We start from the raw sequence: 19,109 nt of genomic DNA, 5'->3' as shown, positions 1-19,109 counted from the left end.
CCGGGTTTCCTATGCCGGCAATCGCACAGGCAGGTCGACCTCGACGCGCAGGCCGGGGCCGGCATCCTCGAGGCGCACCGTGCCGTCGTGAAGCCGGGCGATCGCCTCGACCAACGCGAGGCCGAGGCCGTGGCCCGTGCCGCCGGCTTCATCACGGGCGCCGCGACTGAGATCGAGCCGGCCGAAGCGGCGCAGCGCACGGGCGCGCTCGGCTCCGGGAATGCCGGGGCCATCGTCGCTCACCACGATGACGGCGTGGCCGGGGCGGCGCTCGACCAAGAGGGTGATGCGCGAGCCGGGCGGGGTGTGGCGCAGGCCGTTCTCGATCAGGTTGATCAGCAACTGGGTGAGCAACTGGCGATCGCCGCGGATCGCCAGCGGCGGTGCCGGTGCGCAGACCACCACGTGGCCGGTCTCGTCGCCGACCGGCGCCATCATCGCGGCGATCTCATGCGCGAGTGCGGCGATGTCGATCGTCGCAAAGCCGGCGCGGCGGGCGCCGCCCTCGACCTCGGCGATGCGCAGCACTGCGGCGAACATCGCGAGCAATTCGTCGCTCTGCGCCAGCGCCTGCTCGATCCCTGCGCGCAGCGCCGGCGTCTCGGCGGCGCGCGCGAGGGTGCCCAGCTGGCTGTGTAGCCGGGCGAGCGGGGTGCGCAGATCATGCGCGATGTCGCTCGAGACATGGGTCATGGTCCGCATCAGATCGTCGATGCGATCGAGCATCAGGTTGAAGGTCGCGGCCTGAGCATCGAACACGCCGCGGTCGCCGCGGATCGGCACGCGTCGCGCCATGTCGCCGGCGATGATCGCCTCGGCAGTGGCGCGGGTCGCGGCGATCCGGCCGGCGACGACACGCGCGAACAGGATGGTGCCGGCGAAGACGATCAGCAGGATCGCGCCAAACCCGGCCGCATAGATGCGCACGCGGGCGGCGGCATAGCCCTCGATCGGCTCGGTCTCGGCGACCACGGTCAGCGTGCGGCCGCCACCGAGGCTTCGTACATAGGCGCGGCCGTGCGCGAGGCCCTTGATGTGATCGCTCAGCGTCACCGTCGAGAAGCCCGACGGCAGGCGGCGAACGAGCGTGATGTTGCCACCGAGATGGCGGCGCTGCGGATCGCCGAGGGTGATGCCGAGATCACCGGTGTCGCGGTCGTCCTCCAGCACGGTCATGCGGCGCAGCAGCTCGGGCGTGGCGAGCGTCGCGCCTTCGCCCGCGATTGCGTCGGCCGCCGCGGCAATGCGCGCATCGACCAGCTGCCGGATCGTCCGGCTGGTGGCGTTGTAGGTGATGATCCCGGTGCCGATCGTCGCCGCGGTGAAGGCGAGGATGAACAACAGCGTGATCGCGCGCAGCGACCCGAGGCTGGCCACGCCGACTAGCCGCGCAGCATGTAGCCGACGCCGCGCATGGTGACGATCGGATCGTCCCCGCTCACCGCCAGCTTGCGGCGCAACCGGCCGATATAGACCTCGACCAGATTGGTGGTCGGCTCGAAGTCATAGCCCCAAACCCGCTCGAGCAGCATCGCGCGGGTGAGCACGCTGCCGGCGTTGCGGACGAATTCGGCGAGCAACTTGAGCTCGAGATTGACGAGATCGATCGGCACGTCGCCGCGCCAGGCGCGGAACCGGCTGGGGCTCACGACGATGTCGCCGGCGCGCAGGGTATCGGCATTAGCGGTGGTGCCGGCACCGGTCCACTGCCGGCCGCGGACCACGGCGTGGAGCCGCGCGTTGAGTTCCGCGGCAGCGACCGGCTTGACGACATAATCGTCGGCCCCCGCCACCAGCCCGGTGACCTTCTCGTCGGACTGGCCACGGGCGCTGAGCATGATCACCGGCAGCGTGCGCTCGCCGCTGCGCAATCGCTCGAGCACCGCGACGCCGTCGAGCCGCGGCAGCATCCAATCGAGCACCACCGCATCGAACTGATCGCGGTCGATCGCGTCGAGCGCTTCGCGGCCATCACCGGCGACGGTAACGCGGTGATCGAACTGCCGCAGCTCCCCGGCCAGCGCCTCGGCAAAGATCGCATCGTCCTCGACCAGCAACAGCGTCAAACCCATGGCGTTTCCTTCAGGCCGCTCCCGTGCCTCCGCGCCGTACAGCAACGCCAGGGGCTCGCAAGCGACCTGCGAGCGCTATTTGAGCAGCACCGCGGCCTTGGCGAGCGTCTGATAGATTCCCCAGGCGATCGGCAGGCACACCGCTGCCCAGGCCAGCAGCGCGGTGGCACCCAGGCGGTCTGCCGGGAGAACGGCTGTCGCAGGCGCCGGATCGGTCGCCGCCGCGACACCCGCCCTCTCGCCTGCGGCCATGTGGAAGCGCGAATCGACCGGGCGAATCGCGAGGTTGAGCAGGAAGGCCGCGGCGAGCAGCCCGCCGAGCACCCAATAGATCGGCTGATACAATTGATCGCCAGCGATGCCGCGCGCCATGCGATCGTCGCGCATGGTAGTGACGAGATAGGGCCCGAGCACGCCCGCGACCGACCAGGCAGTCAGGATCCGGCCGTGGATGGCGCCGACGAAGCGGGTGCCGAACAGATCGGCAAGATAGGCCGGAACGGTAGCGAAGCCGCCGCCGTACATCGAGGCGCAGACGCAGAACAACAGAATGAACAGGCCGATCGAGCGATCCGCCAGCGCCGGCGCGGCGAGGCCGTAGAGCAGCGCACCGAGCGCGGTCATGATCGCATAGGTCGGCTTGCGGCCGAGCCGGTCCGACGACGAGGCCCAGAAGAAGCGCCCGGCGATGTTGAACAGGCTGATCACCCCGACGAAGCCGGCGCCGACGGTGGCCGCAGCCTTCTTGTCGGCATCGGCAAAGGCGGCGAAGAGCTGGCCGGGATGATCGATCAGCCGGCCGCCGAAGATCTCCTGAAGCATCGGCGAGGCGATGCCGATGATACCGATCGAGGCGGAGACGTTGAGCAGCAGCACCACCCAGACCAGCCAGAATTGCGGCGTGCGGTGCGCATCCTTGAGATGGACGTGGAAGCCCGATGCAGCCGCGACCTCGGGCAAGGAGCCCTGCCCCGCCGGCGCCCAGCCCGTGGGTGGGACGCGAAAGCCGAGCGCGCCCGCCATCATGAACGCGACATAGATCGTGGCGAGCACCAGGAAGGTCTGCCACACGCCGATCTGGCTGGCGTCGGCGAAATGCTTCATCAATTTGTCGGCGAGCGGGCTGCCGATCATCGCGCCCCCGCCAAAGCCCATGATCGCCATCCCGGTGGCCATGCCGCGCTTGTCGGGAAACCATTTGATCAGCGTCGACACCGGCGAGATATAGCCGATGCCAAGGCCGATGCCGCCGATCAGCCCCGTGCCGAGCCAGAGCAGCCAGAGCTGGTGGACAGAGACGCCGATCGCACCGATCGCGATGCCGCCGCACCAGGCGCAGGCGGCGACCACGCCGGCCTTGCGGGGTCCGACCCGTTCGAGCCAGCCGCCCCACAGCGCCGCAGACACGCCGAGCACGACGAAGAAGATCGAATAGATCCAGACGAGATCGCTCACCCGCCAATCGCAGCGGGTGGTGACGAGCGCCTGGCCGAGCGTCATCCCCGGGCAGGCGACCGGATCGGCGATGCCGATCGCATGCGACAGCGGCAGCCAGAAGACACTGAAGCCATAGGCCATGCCGATGCACAGGTGGATCGCCAGCGCGCAGGGCGGCACCAGCCAGCGGTTGAAACCCGGCGGCGCGATGCTGCGGGCCCGGTCGAGAAAGCCGCCCGCTGCCGAACCGCTAGTTGCCCCATCCTTCGTCATGCAGCGTCTCCCCCGCCCCTGTTGGCGCGACCATAGCCTAACGGCGCGGCGAATGAAGCTGCGGTGTGGGAATGATCCAAAGCGCCGCTCTCGGCGTTGACCGGCGATGAAGATGATCCGTTTTCCCGATGGCGCCACGGTGCCTGCGCTTGGCCAGGGCAGCTGGATGATGGCCGAGCAGCCTTCGCGCCGCGCCGACGAGATCGCCGCGCTGCGCGCGGGCATCGACCTCGGCCTCACCCTGATCGACACCGCCGAAATGTATGCCGACGGCGAATCCGAACGGCTGGTGGGCGAGGCGATCGCCGGCCGGCGCGATGCCGTGTTCCTCGTCAGCAAGGCCTATCCGCAAAACGCTTCGCGCGCGCGGCTGGCGCAGGCCTGCGAGGCGAGCCTCGCCCGGCTCGGCACCGATCGGTTCGATCTGTATCTGCTCCACTGGCGCGGACGGGTACCGCTTGCCGAGACGGTGGAGGCGATGGAAGCGCTGGTCGCCGCGGGGAAGATCCTGCGGTGGGGCGTCAGCAACCTCGACACCGACGACATGGCCGAGCTGGTCGCAAGCGGCGGCGGCGCCTGCGCGACCGACCAGATCCTCTACAACCTCAGCCGGCGTGGGCCCGAGCACGATCTGGCGCCGTGGCTCGCCGACCACGGCATGCCGCTGATGGCCTATAGCCCGATCGAGCAGGGCCGGCTGGTCGGCGACAAGGCGCTCGGCGAGATTGCCGCGGATCGTGGCGCGACGCCGGCGCAGGTCGCACTCGCCTGGCTGCTCGCGCGCGACGGCGTCATCGCGATCCCCAAGGCCGGCACCGCCGCGCATGTCCGCGACAATCGGGCAGCGGCCGATCTGGTGCTGACCGCCGAGGACCTTGCCCGGCTCGACCAGGCCTTTCCGCCGCCGTCGGCGCCCGTCCCGCTCGAAATGCTGTAGGCGACCTTGGCTCAACGGCTCCGGCGCGTGAGGTCGTAGACCCCGCCGACCTCGGCGGCGACGAAGCGGTCCGGCGCCAGGCCGCTCGCGGCGACGGCGGCCACCAACCCGTCGCGCGGCGCCTCGCGGGCTTCGTCGGTGAGCTGGAAGGTACCCCAGTGGATGCCGAGCGCCCAGCCGGCATCGACATCGGTCATGATCCGCACCGCTTCGGCCGGATCGACATGCTGCGCCGCCATGAACCAGCGCGGCTCATAGGCGCCGATCGGGATCAGCGCGGCATCCGGCGATCCCAGCCGCTCGCGGACCTCGGCAAAGATGCGGCCGTCACCATAGCCGGTATCGCCGACGAACCAGATCGATCCCGCCGGCGTGTCGAGATAATGGCCGCTCCACAGCATCATCCGCGCGTCGCTCGGCCAGCGGTTCGACCAATGATAAGCGGGGGTGAGCGTGGTCGCGATACCCTCAGCCAGCGGCAGCCGGTCCCACCAGTCGCCGCTGACGCAGCGGGCCTGGGGAATCGCCTTGCGCACGATCGCGTCATTGCCGAGCGGCATCGCCATCAGCGGGGCATCGCGATCGTGCAGCCGGCGCAGCGTCGCGAGGTCGAGATGATCGTAATGGCCGTGGCTGAGCAGCACCGCATCGATCCGCGGGAGATCGTCGAACGCGATGCCCGGCGCGGTGACGCGCTTGGGGCCGACGGCACGGAACGGGCTCGCGCGCGGCGACCACACCGGATCGGTGAGGATGTTGACCCCCGCCGCCTGGATCAGCAGCGAGGCATGACCGACCATGGTGACCCGCAGGCCATCGACCCGCTGCGCCGGCCGCGCGGGCGTGACCGCCACCGCCGCGGGCCAGCGCTGGGCGGCGCCGGCCAGCTTCCACCGCAGCACCGCGCGCAGGCCGCGATCGGTGGAGGGCTGGCCGGGGTTGAAGAAGCGGGTGCCGTCGAAATGGTCGCTCGGCGGGCCTTGATAGTAAGGATTGCGTGCCATGCCGCCGCCGTAGCGGGTCAAAGCAGCGGCCGCGAGCTTTGCGCGGCCTGCGGTGCGCCGTGCGGAGTTTGATCGCTGTCGCTCTGGCAAGCGATGATGCCGGTTCGCGCATCATGCCGTGACATCACCGTGCCCGCCGTCGCGATACTGACACGCGTTCGTCCCTCATCTGTCACGCATCTCTGCGAGAGCATGGCGGCAGGATGTCCGCGATGGGGAGCATGAGCGGCTGATGGATTTGGTGATGAACACCGCCGGGGTCGCCCGCGCTTATGACCGCTGGGCCCCGATCTACGATCTCGTGTTCGGCCCCGTCTTCCGCCAGGGCCGCTCGGCGGCGGTGCAGGCGGCCGATCGCATCGGCGGGAGGATCCTCGAGGTCGGCGTCGGCACCGGCATCTCGCTGCCGGGCTATGCCAACACCAGCCGGCTGATCGGCATCGACCTGTCGGAGTCGATGCTCGACAAGGCGCGCGCCCGCGTCCGCCAGCACCGGCTCGACAATGTCGAGGCGGTGGAAGTCGGCGATGCCGAGGCGCTCACTTACGCAGACGCCTCGTTCGATGTCGTCGTCGCGCAATATGTCGTCTCGGCGGTGCCCAACCCCAGCCGCGCGCTCGACGAGTTCGCGCGGGTATGCCGGCCCGGTGGCGAGATCATCGTCACCACCCGGGTCAGCGCCGCCGGCGGCTTGCGCGGCGGGATCGAGAAGGCGCTGATGCCGGTGACGAGCCGGCTCGGCTTCCGCACCGATTTTCCCTTCAGCCTGTACACCGACTGGATCGCCTCGCGCGACGATGTCGTGCTCGTCGAGCAGCGGCCGATCCCGCCGCTCGGTCATTTTTCGCTCGTGCGTATCGCCAAGCTCCACGCTTCCGAGGACTGTAGCCGATGACCGGTTTCCGTGCACAACTCGCCGAACAGCGCTGGGACGACCACCGCTATTACCACCACAGCCTGGTCAACCAGAGCCTGCACTTCGTCAGCGCCTGCACCTTCCTCACCGCTTATGTGCTGCTGTTCGCCGACCCGGCGATCGCCAGCCTGCTCGCCTGGGGCGTGGCGATGACCAGCCGCCAGGCCGGCCACTTCTTCTTCGAGCCCAAGGGCTATGACCACGTCAACCACGCGGCCCACGATCACAAGGAAGAGATCAAGGTCGGCTACAATCTGTTCCAAGGTGGTGCTGATGAGCCTGTGGGCGCTGATTCCGGTGGGCCTGCTGATCACGCCGACGCTGTTCGGCACCCTCGCGCACCCGCATGGCGTGGAGGGTTATCTGCGCCATGTCGGCATCGGCTGGCTGATCCTCGGCGCCGGCGCGATCGCGTTTCGCTCGATCCAGCTATTCTTCCTGCGCGATGTCGGAACCGGGCTGGTGTGGGCGACCAAGATCCTCACCGACCCGTTCAACGACTTCAACCTCTACAAGAGCGCGCCCAAGCGGCTGCTCAAGGGCGAGCGGATGGATCATCCGGACGCCGCGGCCGCCTGATCGGGCGCTTGATCAGCGCACCCCGCGGCCGAGCCGCATCCGCAGCGCCTCGCGCAGCAGCCGCCGCCGGATCGCCTTGTCGGTGAGCGCCGGTGTCGCCCACCACCAACCGTCGGCGCGCATCGCCGTTGCCGCGGCGACGACGCGGCGGACGATGTCGGCGAACAGCGCATCGTCGATGTCGAGGCTGAAGATCAGCCGCCCGGTGCCGACCCAGCTCAGCGACAGCCCCTCGGCGCGGAGGTAATATTGCAGCATCCAGTTATACGCCGAGGGGCGGGTGTAGAGCATCGTCCAGATCGACTGGAGGTTGGCGACGCGCAGCGGCAGATCTGCCGCCTCGAGCGCCGCGTTCATCTGCGCTGCGCGCGCGTTCCAGCGCTCGTCGAGCCCATCGTACAGGGCGGCAACGGCCGGGGTATCGAGCCGGCGCAGGAAGGCGTTCATCGCCCCCATTACATAAGGGTGGGCATTGAAGGTGCCGCGCGCAAAGCAGATGTCGAGCGGGCGATCGTCGCGCCAGCGCTTCATCAGCTCCGCCCGGCCGCAGACCACCCCCACCGGGAGGCCGCCGCCGAGCGTCTTGCCAAAGGTGACGAGATCGGGCTGCACGCCGAAATATTCCGCGGCGCCGCCGGGCGCGAGGCGGAAGCCCATGAACACGTCGTCGATGATCAGCACGATGCCGTTGGCGCGACACACTGCAGCCAAGCGCTGCAGCCAGGCGCGATAATCGTCGGTCACCGCTTCGGCCCGACGGTTGCTGTCGACCAGCTGGTTGTCCGACGGCGCACCGGCATTGGGGTGCAGGGCCTGGAGCGGGTTGACCAGCACGCAGGCGATGTCCTTGCGCCGGGCGAGCACGGCGAGCGTCTTGTCGCTCATCTCGGCAAGCGTCAGCGTGCGGTCCGCGGGCACGGGATTGCCGATCCCCGGCTGCACCTCGCCCCACCAGCCGTGATAGGCGCCGGCGAAGCGGACGATGCGCGGCCGGCGGGTGTGGTAGCGCGCGAGCCGCACCGCCTGCATCACCGCCTCGGTGCCCGACATGTGGAACGAGACCTCGTCGAGCCCGGTCAGCGCGCGCAGGCGGGCGACATTGTCGGCGACCACCGGATGATAGGCGCCGAGCACCGGGCCGAGATCGGCGACGGTCGCCGCGCCCTCGGCAATGGTCTGCTTGTAGAACTCATAGCCGAACAGGTTGACGCCATAGGAGCCGGTGAGATCGATCAGCCGGTTGCCGTCGAGATCGATCACGATCGGCCCCTCGGAGCGCTGCACGAACGCGCCGGTGCCGAGCGTCTCGCGCACCCGCCGGCTGAACGGGAACGGTACGCGGTAGCTGCCGGTGAACTGGAGGTCGGACAGGCCCTCGCGCGTCTCGCGGGTCAGCGCCAGCGTTTGCGGGAAACGGGACGCGTAGAGCTCGCCGAGCCGTTCGAACCCCGCGGCGCGGTCGGCCGCAATCTCGGCGGGTGCATCGTCGATCCGGAAGAAGCGGTCCGGGCCATAGACCAGCGCCGGGATCTGCCCCGCGATCCGCTTGGCCAGGCGCACATGGCCACCCAGCGAGGCGTGTTTGGCCTGGGACAGCGCGAGCCGTTGGCGGGCTTTCGTGAGGGTGAACAGACCCGCGGCGGCGGCGGCGGTCCCGGCAAGAAGCGGCAGCATGCTGCCTTACACACAAGGGTGGTGACACGGCCATGACACTGCGCAGCCTAGCGATGCGGATCCTGCTCCAGGAGGATCTCAACTTCCTGCTCACCAACCGCTTGCCGCGCCGCCTCGCGACCCACGCGGTGGGCCGGATCGCGCGGGTCGAGCACCCGTTGGTGGCGCGGCCGGCGCTGGCAGCATGGCGTTTTTTCGCCCGCCCGGACCTGTCGGATGCCAGCACCACCTGCTTCGCGTCGCTGCGTGACGGCTTCACCCGGAGCTTGCGCCCCGGCGCGCGGGCGTTCGATCCCGATCCGGCGGTGATCGCCAACCCGTGCGACGCCATCGTCGGCGCCCACGGACGGATCGATGGCGACGCGCTCTATCAGGTGAAGGGCTTTCCCTACCGACTCGGCGACCTCATCCCAGATCCCGCGCTGGTCGACCGCTTTCGCGATGGCCGGTTCGTGACGCTGCGGCTGACCGCGGGCATGTACCACCGCTTCCACGCTCCCTCCGACCTGCGGGTGGAGGGCGTCACCTATCTGGCCGGCGACTGCTGGAACGTGAACCCGATCGCGCTGAAGCGGGTCGAGCGGCTGTTCTGCCGCAACGAGCGCGCGGTGATCGAGGCGCGGATCGCCGGTACCGATCTGCCGCTGCTGCTCGTGCCCGTCGCGGCGATCCTGGTCGCGAGTATCAGGCTGGGGTTCGTCGACACCGCGCCGATGGCGCGCGCGCTCGGCGCTGAGCGGCGCGCGCTCGACGTGGCGGTGGCCAAGGGCGAGGAAATGGGCTGGTTCGAGCATGGCTCGACGATCATCTGCTTCGTGCCGGGCAATGTCGCGCTTGCCGAAGGCCTGCGTGAGGGTGCCGCGATCCGCGCCGGCGAACCGATCGCGCGAATGCTCGGGTGATGCCGAGGCAGCGGTATGACGAGGTCCTCCTCCTTCGTCATGCTGAACTTGTTTCAGGATGACGGTAAGTTGCCATGGCACGGCACGGACGCCGTCACCCGATCCTGGCGCTGTCCATGATCGCGGTCGCGCGTGACAGGCCGGTGTCGAAATAATGGAGCGCGGGCGCCGCATAGGTGATCAGGTACAGCTTGCCGCCGACGACGCGCCCGCGCGCCTCGCCGCGGCGCACGAGCTCGCCCTTGGTGTAGCGGAACCGCAGCCGAAAGCCCTGGTCACCCGCAAAGGCGGCGGGCGCCACCGCCTCGACGACGAAGTCCGGCGCGCTCTCGGTGATGCGCAGCGTGCGCTCGATCAGTTCGGCGATCTCGGGCGCCCGCATCGCCGCCCTGAACTTCGGCAGCGGCTCGCGCTTCTTGTTGTGCTCGCGGGCGAGCGGTTCGCCAGGCGCGATGCCGGCAAAGAAGTCGAGGCGGTTGAGCAGCGGCCCATCGAGACTCCACACTTCCGCCTTCTTGATCGGCCGCTTGGTCCAGCGGTTCCAGCCGGGATCGGCGGTGACGCTGAGCGTCGACCCGGCGACGGCGATGCGCGCCGGCGCGACCTCCTTCCATCGCGCGCCAACGGGGACTGCGAGCAGCAGCGCCAGCGCGCAGACGATCGGACGCGTCATCCTCATACGCCATCCGCCAGCGCCTGGAGCACCGCGCGATCGGCGGCGTCCGGGCTGCGCGCGAGATAGGTGCGCAGCATCGCCTTGCCCTCGTCGACGCGCCCGTTGCGCAGCAGCACCAGCCCGAGCCCGCGCCAGGCCGCTGCCGGGGCGTCGGCGCAGACGATCGCCTGCCGGTAGAGCGCCTCGGCGGTCAGCTTGTCGCCGCGCTTGTCGCGCGTGCGATAGAGTTCGCCGCGCGCATAGAGCAGCGGACCGGTCCAGTTACCGTGCGCGAGATTGTCCAGCAGGTAATCGCTGCCGCCGAAATCGTTGAGCTTGATCTGGTCGTCGATCAGCATCGGCCAGATCGGTGCCAGCGCGGCGCTATACTCGTCGGCGCCATCGAACGCGGCAGCGGTTGTGCTCAGCCCCTGCCCTTCGCGGGCGAGATAGGTCATCCGCTCCAGATCCATCGGGTGCGATGCGAACGGGCCATAATCGGTGTCCTTGCGGCTCCTGACCCCGAGCCCGCGCACCTGCGCGTCCTTCTCCTCGCGCATCCGCATCCAGATCGTGCTCGCGGCCATCGGCCGGTAGCCGGCGCTGCTCAGCCGTTGCAGCCCGCCGAGGTCCGCCTCGCGCTCCTGGCCGCGGCTGTAGGTGAAGTAGCTGGTAAGGAAATCGGGCATGAAGTTGCGCGGCCGGTCGCCGGCGAACGAGGCGACCGTCAGCCAGGCGCCCCAGCTTGTCGCGCTGCGCTGCTTGCGCAGCCCGGCGAGGCTGTGACGGTTCTCAAAATGGGTGAACTCATGGCCGAGGATCGCGGCGAGTTCGGCCTCGTCGCGGATACGCAGCAGCAAGCCTGAATAGACCTGCAGCACGCCATTGGGCGCCATGCTGGCGTTGCTGACCGGCACGCGCAGCAGATACAGCCGCACGCTCGCGCAGCCGGCAGCCCCCCACCTCGCGGCACAGCACGCGGCGCAGATAGGCGTTCACCTGCGGCTCGCGGATCACCAGCTTGGAGGTCTTGAGCTCGCGCTCCGCCTCGTCCGCCTCGGCCCACAATCCCTGCTCGTCGCGACCGATCGGCCGGTAATTGGCCGTCGACGGCGATCCGCTCGGCTTCGGCTCGGCAGCGCCCGCCACCGTGGCAGCGCTCAGCAGCGCCGCCAGCATAGCGCGGGCGATCACCGACCGCTCCTGCCCGGCGCGGGGAAATCCTCGAGCAACTGCGCGACGCGCTTCGCCGCGCCCTGCGCGTCGCGGACATCGCCGCCCATTCGCGCATCGGCGTTCATCCACAACAGGTCGCCGGTCTTGAGGTCGATCAGCCCGGCATAGCCGGTATGCTCGCCCGCGGTGACGCTTGCGCCGATCCCCGAGGCGGCGACCGCGAGCAACGCCGCCGCCTGGAGCAGCTTGCGCCCGGTGGAGCCATAGGCATCGTTGGTGGCGACGAACAACGCATAGTTGCCGCCGACACCCGCCGCGAGCCGGGCAACGCCCGGCCCCAGGCTGTATTCGAACCCGGTCTTCTTGGTCGGCAGCCGATCACCCTTGAACAGGCGATGCTGGAGTACGGTATCCGCCACCGCCCCGAACAAGGCACGATAGTCCGCCAGCACCGTGGCCGCCTCGCCCTCGGCATCGGGCATGAACACCATGTCTGCCGCGCCGCCGGGCCGCGCCGCGACCAGCGCCTCGGCGATGTTGCGGCGCGCGGCGCGGGTCCAGTCGGCATTGGGGCTGACCGTGCCCCCCGCGGATTGCGCGCCTGCCCTCACCTCGGGGCGCAGCACCAGGATGCGGATCGGATGGCCCGCAGGAAAGACGAAGCCCGGCCGCGTCGCCGCCTTTTCCTGGGCCGGTGCCGCTGAACTGGCCAGCGCCAGCCCCGCGAGCATGAGCCGTAATCGTGCCATCCTTGCCTCCCCCCGGAGTGATCAAACCTCGCCGCCCGTCCTCGCGAGCCGATCCAATCAGATCAAGCCGCGGGATGTGGCTGCAACATTCTGTACTGCGCGACAAATCCCGGCTGACGCGTCTATCTTCAACGGTGTTCGACTCGCACTGGCGTCACCATCCGTGACAATCCTATGGCTATACTTTGCGACTGTACAGTCAAGACCTGACGTTTGTTAGATAACCAAAGCATGCCTGCTTGTATGGCGGGAACCGCAACTCGGCGCGCCTTGAAACTTGCTACGATGTCTGCAGCTTGACTAGCATCCCTTGCCTGCCCCTCGAACGCCTCGCGATCGATTGCCTCGCCTGCCGCGATGCGCCACCATGGCCTGACGAACGATGGCACCACGCCGTCACGCGCCACAGAAGAGTGGCCAATGAAGCGAGAGGATTGCTGTGATTGCCAAGCGATTGTCCAAGTCCATAGCCATGGCCGTGCTACTCGGCGGCCTGTCGCCGGCGGTCGCGCAGGAGGTGCTGGACACGGATCCCAATACCCTCGCGCCATCCAAGGACCCCAAGCGTGTCGCCAACGGCCTGGCGCAGACCCCGCCAATGGGCTGGAACAGCTGGAACAAGTTCGCGTGCAACGTCAACGAACAGACGATCCGCGCCACCGCCGATGCGATCGCCGCCAACGGCATGAAGGCGGCCGGCTACCAGTTCGTGGTGATCGACGATTGCTGGCACGGCACCCGCGACGCCAACGGCTTCATCGGCGAAGACAAGACCCGCTTTCCTTCGGGGCTCAAGGCGCTCGGCGACTATGTCCATGCCAAGGGCCTGAAGTTCGGCATCTATTCCGATGCCGGCACCAAGACCTGCGGCGGCCGCCCGGGTAGCCAGGGCCATGAATATCAGGATGCCGTCACCTATGCGCGCTGGGGTGTCGACTATCTCAAATACGATTGGTGCTCGACCGGCACGCGCAACGCCGAGGAAGCCTATGCGACCATGGCCGATGCGCTGAAGGCGAGCGGGCGGCCGATCTTGTTCTCGATCTGCGAATGGGGCACCTCCAAGCCCTGGCTGTGGGCGAGCAAGATCGGCAACATGTGGCGCACTACCGGCGACATCACCGACAAATGGAAGGGCAAGTATAGCTACAGCTGGGGCGTCGCCTCGATCGCCGACCTCAACGAGCCGCTGTGGCCGTTCGCCGGGCCGGGCCATTGGAACGATCCCGATATGCTCGAGGTCGGCAACGGCGGCCTCAGCGACATCGAATATCGTGCGCATTTCTCGTTGTGGTCGATGATGGCGGCGCCACTGATCGCCGGCAACGACATCGCCGCGATGTCGCCCGAGACGCGCGCCATCCTGCTCAACCACGATGTGATCGCGGTCGACCAGGACGCGCTCGGCATCCAGGGCCATCGGGTATCGCAACAGGGCGACCTCGAGGTCTGGACCAAGCCGCTCGCCGACGGCGGCCGCGCGGTGCTGCTGTGGAACCGTGGCGAGGCGCCGGCGACGATCGCCGCCGACTGGACGACGCTCGGCCTGCCGACCACGGTGCGCCTCCATGTCCGCGACCTCTGGCAGCATCGCGACCTCGGCACCCACAACGGCCGCTACCAGGCCGAGGTCACGCCCCATGGTGTGGTCATGCTGCGGCTCAAGGCCTGATCGCACCGTTCTGATGCAGGTGCCGGCCGAACCACGCGATCCCGACCGGCACTTGCGCTTCATTTCGTATTTCAATTTTGCTTTTTACGTCGCGGTGCGTCAAACCGGGCGCGACCGAAAGAGATCGGCACTGAGGGGATAGACAATGCGACTGGGCGTGATGGCATCTGCGTGGGCAATCGCGTGGGCGGTTCCGGTGGCGGCGCAAACCTACGGGCCGATCAACGCCACCCTGCCGGCCGGCGGTGACAGCTATGCCAAGGCGATCGGCGGCGACAATGCGGCACCGATCGGCGTGGCCGAATGGACGCTCTCGGCCTGGATCGAGCCTTCCCGCTCTGACCCCGGCACTGTGCTGGTCGCCGGCTTCGGCGATCCCGCTGCCGGGCCGCGGCGCTTCATCGCGCTGGTCGATGGCCGCCCGGCGCTGGTCACCGAGGCCGACACGTTAGCCGCCCCGGCGATGCTGCCGAGCCGCGGCTGGCATCACATCGCCGCGACGATGAGCGGCGGCATCGCCCGTCTGTATGTCGATGGCCGCCAGGTCGGCCAACGCCGCCTCGCCGCGGCCCCGGTCGCTCCCGCCGCGCTGCTCGGCCCGCGCGGCGCCGGGCCGGCATTCGCCGGCCGGATCGCCGATTTCCGGCTCGATTCGACCGCGGCCAGCGCCGCCTCGCTGCGCACCGCCGCGCGCACCGCGCCCGATCCCGCCACCCTCGTTTTCCAGACCGGCAGTCCCACCTGGCCGGTCCAGGTCCGCCAGATGTATGGGCAGACGGCGCCGCAGGATGCCTGGACGCTGCCGACGTCGCGCGCGCCGCTCGGCAAGCCGGTCGCCAAGCCGGTCACCGCCAGCCCCGCGATCGCCGCGGCGGGCGCCGGCGAATGGACCGTCGGCGGCTGGCGCCTCGCGGAAGCGCCCAAGGTCACAGCGCCGGGCGACGCGATCAGCCGCGCCGGCTTCGATGCGGGCCGCTGGTATCCCGCGACCGTGCCCGGCACCGTGCTGACCACGCTGGTCGATCGCGGCGTCTATCCGGACCCCGGCTTCGGTCTCAACAACACCGCCATTCCCGAAAGCCTGGCGCGCCAGGATTATTGGTATCGCACCGAGTTCGACGTGCCCGCCGCGGCGACCCAGCAGCGCCAGCTGCTGACCTTCAAGGGCGTCAACTATGCCGCCGAGGTGTGGCTCAACGGCGCCAAGCTCGGCACGATAAAGGGCGCCTTCATCCGCGGTCATTTCGACGTCACCGGCAAGCTGCTCCCCGGCCACAATGCGCTGGCGGTACGGGTGTCGCCGCCGCCGCATCCCGGGCTCAACCAGGAGGAATCGCTCACCTCGGGCGTCGGCGAGAACGGCGGCATGATGATGCTCGACGGCCCGACCTTCGTCGCCACCGAGGGCTGGGACTGGATCCCGACCATCCGCGATCGCAACACCGGCCTGTGGCAGGGCGTCACCCTGCGCGCCACCGGCGCCGCCGAGATCGGCGATGCCCATGTCGTCACCGCACTGCCCCGCGCCGACAATTCGGTGGCCGAGGTGGAGATCACCGTCCCCGTCGCCAACCGCTCGGACCGGCCGGTCGCCGCCACCGTCCGCGCGCGGTTTGACGACGTCACCGTCGACAAGCAGGTCAGCCTCGCCCCCGGCGAGCACCGCGATGTCGTGCTGCGCCCGTCCGAGTTCGCGCAGCTTGCCGTCCAGCATCCGCGGCTGTGGTGGCCCAACGGCTATGGCGAGGCGGCGCTCCACGATCTGACGCTGACCACCAGCGTCGACGGCGCGACCAGCGACACCAAGCAGCTGCGCTTCGGCATGCGCCAGGTGACCTACGATCTTTCGCTGATGGATCAGGGCGGCGAGCTCGAGCGCGTCACGGTGGATCTCACCCGCGCCCGCGCGCTGGGGCCGCAGCCGATCGTCGACGGCAGCCACACCGGGATCCGCAAGGTGCCGAACGGCTGGGCCGCTAGCCTCTACCCCGGCGCCGAGAAGAGCGCGGCCGTCACCCCGCTGGTCGATGCACCCGGGCTGTCGCCCCATCTGGTGCTGCGCGTCAACGGCGTGCGGATCGCCGCGCGCGGCGGCAACATCGGCATGGACGATTTCATGAAGCGGGTTGATCGCGCTCGCCTCGAGCCGATGTTCCGCCTCCACAAGGATGCGCATCTCAACATCGTGCGCAACTGGGTGGGCCAGGACACCGAGGACACCTTCTTCGACCTCGCCGACGAATATGGCATGATGGTCCTGTCCGACTTCTGGGAGTCGACCCAGGACTATAACATCGAGACCGACGTCCCCGACGTGTTCATGGCCAACGCCACCGACGTGGTGAAGCGGTTCCGCAACCACCCGTCGATCGTCGTCTGGTTCGGGCGCAACGAGGGTGTGCCCCAGCCGGCGCTCAACGAGAGCCTGCAGAATCTGGTGCATGAGGAAGACGGCACCCGCCTGTACATGGGCTCGTCCAACCGGGTGAACCTGCAGAACTCGGGGCCCTACAACTGGCAGCCGCCCGAGACCTATTTTACCACCCATGCCCGCGGCTTTTCGGTGGAGGACGGCACGCCGTCGCTGCCGACGCTCGAATCCTGGCAGCGGACGATGGCGCCGGCCGATCAATGGCCGATCAGCGACGCCTGGGCCTATCATGACTGGCACCAGACCGGGAACGGCGCGGTAAAGACCTATACCGACACGCTGGCGAAGCGGTTCGGCGCGGGCACCAGCCTGCCCGACTTCGAACGCAAGGCGCAGATGATGCAGTATGAATCGTACCGCGCCATCTTCGAGGGCTTCAACGCCGGGCTGTGGAGCGTCAATTCGGCGCGGATGCTGTGGATGACCCAGCCGGCCTGGCCGTCGTCGGCCTGGAACATCTTCTCGTCGGATTACGATACGCAGGCGAGCTTCTACGGCGTCAAGAAGGCGTCGGAGCCGGTCCACGTCCAGATGAACCTGCCCGACGGCAAGGTGGTGCTGGTCAACAACGGGCTTGCCGCGCTCACCGGGGTGACGGTGCGCGCGCATGTCGTGGGCCTCGGCAACGAGCCGCTGCTCGATCGCGAGGCAAGCGTCTCGGTGCCCGCACAAGGGGTGGCCGACGCGCTGGCGCTCGACCTGCCGGGGTTGACCGGCAAGGGCATGGCGCTGATCCGCCTCACCGCCGTGGGCGGCGACGGCAAGGAGCTGTCGAGCAACCTCTATTGGCAGGGCGCCGACGATGCCGCCTATCAGGCGCTCACCAACCTCACGTCCGTCCCGCTCGCCACCACCGTCAGCCGCACGGTGGTGAACGACGAGACGGAGGTACGGGTAAGCCTCGCCAACCGCACCAAGACCCCGGCGCTCGAGGCCAAGCTGACGGTGATGAACGCCGATGGCAGCCAGGTGCTGCCGGCCTATTTCAGCGACAATTACGTGTCGCTGCTGCCCGGCGAGACCCGCGAGGTGACGATCCGCTATCCGAGCAGCAAGGCCAAGGGGGCGCGGGTGACGCTGCGCGGCTGGAACGTCGCCGCCGCGGCCGTGCCGATCCGATGATTGTCCGCCTTGTCGCCGCCGCCGCGCTCGCCGGGGCGGCGATGCCGGCAAGCGCGATGGCCGCGGATGCGCCGGTCGTCGCCGTCGAGGGCGGGCGGATCGCCGGCGAGAGGCTGGCGGACGGCCGCACCATCTTCCGCGCCGTGCCCTTCGCCGCGCCGCCGGTGGGGCCGTTGCGCTGGCGGCCACCCGCGGCGGTGCCGCAATGGCAGGGCGTCCGCGCCGCGCGCGGCGCGGCGCCGTCCTGTGCGCAGCTCGACGACGGCTGGAACAAGGCCAATGCGGATGGCAGCACCGAAGACTGCCTTTATCTCGAGATCGGCACCCCCGCGCTCAAGCCGGCAACGCCGCTGCCGGTGCTGGTGTGGATCCATGGCGGCAGCAACAAGGCCGGTGGCGGCGCCGGGACGGTACAGTCGTCGCTCGCCAAGCGCGGGATCGTGCTGGTCTCGGTGCAATATCGTCTTGGCCCGCTCGGCTTTATGGCGCATCGGGCGCTGACCGCCGAAAGCCCCGATCATGCCTCGGGCAATTACGGATTGATGGACCAGCAGGCGGCGCTGCGCTGGGTCCGCCGCAACATCGCGGCGTTCGGGGGCGATCCGGCGCGGGTGACGATCGGTGGCGAATCCGCCGGTGCGCAGGATGTCGGGCTGCAGCAGGTGTCGCCGCTCGCCGCCGGCCTGTTCGCCGGCGCCATCGAAGAGAGCGGCACCGCCGGCTTTGGCTGGCCCACCCGCGATCTGGCGACCAGCGAAGCGATCGGGGACGAGATCGCGACCCTCGCCGGCGCGCCCGCGGCCACTGCCGATGCGCTGCGCGCGCTGCCTGCCGATCGGCTGCTCACCGCGGCGCGGCGGATCCACACGCCGAACGGCCTGCCCGAGCCGGGCACGGTATGGCTGCAGACCACGATCGACGGCCATGTCATCACCGAGCCGCCAGCCATCACCCTCGCGCGCGGCGCGGGGGCCCGCGTGCCGCTGCTGATCGGCGCCAATGCCCGCGAGATCGGCTTCTACGATGATGCCGCGACCGCGCGTGCCGCGCTTGCGCGCGCCTATCCCGGCCACGGCGCCGAGGCGGCCCAACTCTACGGGCTGGCCGGCGCAACGCTGCCCGCGGACGATCCCGTGTTCGGCCCGGCGACGCTCCACGCCGCCACCGATGTCGTCTTCACCTGCCCCACCAGCCTGGTCGCCACCGCCCGGACCCGGGCGGGCGTGCCGGTCTGGCGCTACCGGTTCGGCTATGGCGCCACCGTGTCGCACGCCAGCGAGCTGCGTTACGTGTTCGGCAACCCGGGCGAGCAGGGCATCCCGGCCGATGCCGCGCCGCTCCAGGCCTATTGGGCGAATTTCATCCGGGCCGGCGATCCCAATGGCGCAGGGCTCGTTCGGTGGGACGGCCACGGCCCCTCGGGCCGCTATCTCGCCTTTGCACCGACCGGGGCAGGCATGCGGCAGGACGGCGGCACGGCGCCCTGTTCCTGGGCCGTCTACCCCTGAGC

General features: G+C 69.2%; 17 protein-coding genes. 7 read left to right on the top strand and 10 right to left on the bottom strand.

Annotated elements, in window-relative coordinates:
• Positions 1 to 9: 9 nt before the first annotated feature.
• The 3 genes from OXR60_RS02450 to OXR60_RS02440 all read right to left on the bottom strand — a co-directional run bounded on the left by OXR60_RS02450 (position 10) and on the right by OXR60_RS02440 (position 3,782).
• Entirely contained in the window at positions 10 to 1,377 is a 1,368-nt protein-coding gene (locus OXR60_RS02450; protein WP_267393698.1) for an ATP-binding protein, read from the bottom strand.
• A 5-nt stretch (positions 1,378 to 1,382) separates the two neighbouring features.
• On the bottom strand, positions 1,383 to 2,072 hold the full coding sequence (locus OXR60_RS02445; RefSeq protein WP_267393697.1) for a response regulator transcription factor: 690 nt from the start codon (positions 2,070 to 2,072) through the stop codon (positions 1,383 to 1,385).
• A 75-nt stretch (positions 2,073 to 2,147) separates the two neighbouring features.
• Complete coding sequence (locus OXR60_RS02440) at positions 2,148 to 3,782, bottom strand: OFA family MFS transporter (RefSeq protein WP_267393695.1); 1,635 nt, start codon at positions 3,780 to 3,782, stop codon at positions 2,148 to 2,150.
• A 106-nt stretch (positions 3,783 to 3,888) separates the two neighbouring features.
• Here OXR60_RS02440 and OXR60_RS02435 point away from each other — a divergent pair, with 106 nt between their 5' ends.
• On the top strand, positions 3,889 to 4,719 hold the full coding sequence (locus OXR60_RS02435) for an aldo/keto reductase (RefSeq protein WP_267393692.1): 831 nt from the start codon (positions 3,889 to 3,891) through the stop codon (positions 4,717 to 4,719).
• Positions 4,720 to 4,730: 11 nt separating this feature from the next.
• On the opposite strand, the gene OXR60_RS02430 is transcribed toward OXR60_RS02435, so the two are convergent.
• Complete coding sequence (locus tag OXR60_RS02430) at positions 4,731 to 5,723, bottom strand: MBL fold metallo-hydrolase (RefSeq protein WP_267393690.1); 993 nt, start codon at positions 5,721 to 5,723, stop codon at positions 4,731 to 4,733.
• Between the two features lie 232 nt (positions 5,724 to 5,955).
• Between OXR60_RS02430 and OXR60_RS02425 the strand changes: the two genes are divergently transcribed.
• A complete protein-coding gene (locus OXR60_RS02425; protein ID WP_267393688.1) occupies positions 5,956 to 6,618 on the top strand; it encodes a methyltransferase domain-containing protein in 663 nt (220 codons plus the stop codon).
• Here the strand turns inward: OXR60_RS02425 and OXR60_RS02420 are convergent.
• A complete protein-coding gene (locus OXR60_RS02420) occupies positions 6,561 to 6,902 on the bottom strand; it encodes a hypothetical protein (protein ID WP_267393686.1) in 342 nt (113 codons plus the stop codon). The genes OXR60_RS02425 and OXR60_RS02420 overlap by 58 nt on opposite strands.
• Before the next feature lie 10 nt (positions 6,903 to 6,912).
• On the opposite strand from OXR60_RS02420, the gene OXR60_RS02415 reads away from it, so the two are divergent.
• Positions 6,913 to 7,218, top strand: coding sequence for a hypothetical protein (locus OXR60_RS02415; RefSeq protein ID WP_267393684.1), 306 nt, complete (start codon positions 6,913 to 6,915; stop codon positions 7,216 to 7,218).
• A gap of 12 nt (positions 7,219 to 7,230) precedes the next feature.
• Here the strand turns inward: OXR60_RS02415 and OXR60_RS02410 are convergent, their stop codons facing one another.
• Positions 7,231 to 8,892: an aminotransferase class III-fold pyridoxal phosphate-dependent enzyme gene (locus OXR60_RS02410; RefSeq protein WP_267393683.1), complete on the bottom strand. Its 1,662-nt coding sequence runs from the start codon at positions 8,890 to 8,892 to the stop codon at positions 7,231 to 7,233.
• 32 nt (positions 8,893 to 8,924) lie between these two features.
• On the opposite strand from OXR60_RS02410, the gene asd reads away from it, so the two are divergent.
• Positions 8,925 to 9,794, top strand: a complete 870-nt coding sequence (gene asd / locus OXR60_RS02405; protein ID WP_267393682.1) for an archaetidylserine decarboxylase — start codon at positions 8,925 to 8,927, stop codon at positions 9,792 to 9,794.
• A gap of 94 nt (positions 9,795 to 9,888) precedes the next feature.
• Here the strand turns inward: asd and OXR60_RS02400 are convergent, their stop codons facing one another.
• Genes OXR60_RS02400 through OXR60_RS02385 form a run of 4 tightly spaced genes read right to left on the bottom strand, consistent with a single transcriptional unit; the run spans position 9,889 to position 12,374 of the window.
• On the bottom strand, positions 9,889 to 10,467 hold the full coding sequence (locus OXR60_RS02400; protein ID WP_267393681.1) for a hypothetical protein: 579 nt from the start codon (positions 10,465 to 10,467) through the stop codon (positions 9,889 to 9,891).
• A gap of 2 nt (positions 10,468 to 10,469) precedes the next feature.
• A complete protein-coding gene (locus OXR60_RS02395; protein WP_267393680.1) occupies positions 10,470 to 11,366 on the bottom strand; it encodes a M48 family metallopeptidase in 897 nt (298 codons plus the stop codon).
• A complete protein-coding gene (locus tag OXR60_RS02390) occupies positions 11,257 to 11,643 on the bottom strand; it encodes a hypothetical protein (RefSeq protein WP_267393678.1) in 387 nt (128 codons plus the stop codon). The genes OXR60_RS02395 and OXR60_RS02390 overlap by 110 nt, the downstream gene beginning before the upstream one ends.
• Positions 11,640 to 12,374, bottom strand: coding sequence for a hypothetical protein (locus OXR60_RS02385; protein WP_267393676.1), 735 nt, complete (start codon positions 12,372 to 12,374; stop codon positions 11,640 to 11,642). Before OXR60_RS02385 ends, OXR60_RS02390 begins: the two co-directional genes overlap by 4 nt.
• Before the next feature lie 472 nt (positions 12,375 to 12,846).
• Between OXR60_RS02385 and OXR60_RS02380 the strand changes: the two genes are divergently transcribed.
• The 3 genes from OXR60_RS02380 (at position 12,847) to OXR60_RS02370 (ending at position 19,107) form a co-directional block, all read left to right on the top strand.
• Positions 12,847 to 14,046 carry a glycoside hydrolase family 27 protein gene (locus tag OXR60_RS02380; protein ID WP_267393674.1) on the top strand — a complete coding sequence of 400 codons (1,200 nt, stop codon included), beginning with the start codon at positions 12,847 to 12,849 and terminating at the stop codon, positions 14,044 to 14,046.
• Positions 14,047 to 14,206: 160 nt separating this feature from the next.
• Positions 14,207 to 17,599 carry a LamG-like jellyroll fold domain-containing protein gene (locus tag OXR60_RS02375; RefSeq protein ID WP_267394069.1) on the top strand — a complete coding sequence of 1,131 codons (3,393 nt, stop codon included), beginning with the start codon at positions 14,207 to 14,209 and terminating at the stop codon, positions 17,597 to 17,599.
• On the top strand, positions 17,596 to 19,107 hold the full coding sequence (locus OXR60_RS02370) for a carboxylesterase family protein (protein WP_267393672.1): 1,512 nt from the start codon (positions 17,596 to 17,598) through the stop codon (positions 19,105 to 19,107). The genes OXR60_RS02375 and OXR60_RS02370 overlap by 4 nt, the downstream gene beginning before the upstream one ends.
• Positions 19,108 to 19,109: the final 2 nt, after the last annotated feature.

It is taken from the genome of Sphingomonas sp. GC_Shp_5 (genome assembly GCF_026540855.1).
Classification (GTDB): domain Bacteria; phylum Pseudomonadota; class Alphaproteobacteria; order Sphingomonadales; family Sphingomonadaceae; genus Sphingomonas.
The sequence above is the reverse complement of the archived record's forward strand: the minus strand, read 5'-3'. Positions and strand labels throughout refer to the sequence as shown.

Coding starts and splice junctions, on each gene's coding strand:
- OXR60_RS02400 (WP_267393681.1), bottom strand. CDS start 10,467: ATGACGCGTCCGATCGTCTGCGCGCTGGCGCTGCTGCTCGCAGTCCCC.
- OXR60_RS02440 (WP_267393695.1), bottom strand. CDS start 3,782: ATGACGAAGGATGGGGCAACTAGCGGTTCGGCAGCGGGCGGCTTTCTC.
- OXR60_RS02425 (WP_267393688.1), top strand. CDS start 5,956: ATGGATTTGGTGATGAACACCGCCGGGGTCGCCCGCGCTTATGACCGC.
- OXR60_RS02410 (WP_267393683.1), bottom strand. CDS start 8,892: ATGCTGCCGCTTCTTGCCGGGACCGCCGCCGCCGCCGCGGGTCTGTTC.
- OXR60_RS02445 (WP_267393697.1), bottom strand. CDS start 2,072: ATGGGTTTGACGCTGTTGCTGGTCGAGGACGATGCGATCTTTGCCGAG.
- OXR60_RS02385 (WP_267393676.1), bottom strand. CDS start 12,374: ATGGCACGATTACGGCTCATGCTCGCGGGGCTGGCGCTGGCCAGTTCA.
- OXR60_RS02375 (WP_267394069.1), top strand. CDS start 14,207: ATGGCATCTGCGTGGGCAATCGCGTGGGCGGTTCCGGTGGCGGCGCAA.
- OXR60_RS02430 (WP_267393690.1), bottom strand. CDS start 5,723: ATGGCACGCAATCCTTACTATCAAGGCCCGCCGAGCGACCATTTCGAC.
- asd (WP_267393682.1), top strand. CDS start 8,925: ATGACACTGCGCAGCCTAGCGATGCGGATCCTGCTCCAGGAGGATCTC.
- OXR60_RS02415 (WP_267393684.1), top strand. CDS start 6,913: ATGAGCCTGTGGGCGCTGATTCCGGTGGGCCTGCTGATCACGCCGACG.
- OXR60_RS02370 (WP_267393672.1), top strand. CDS start 17,596: ATGATTGTCCGCCTTGTCGCCGCCGCCGCGCTCGCCGGGGCGGCGATG.
- OXR60_RS02435 (WP_267393692.1), top strand. CDS start 3,889: ATGAAGATGATCCGTTTTCCCGATGGCGCCACGGTGCCTGCGCTTGGC.
- OXR60_RS02380 (WP_267393674.1), top strand. CDS start 12,847: ATGGCCGTGCTACTCGGCGGCCTGTCGCCGGCGGTCGCGCAGGAGGTG.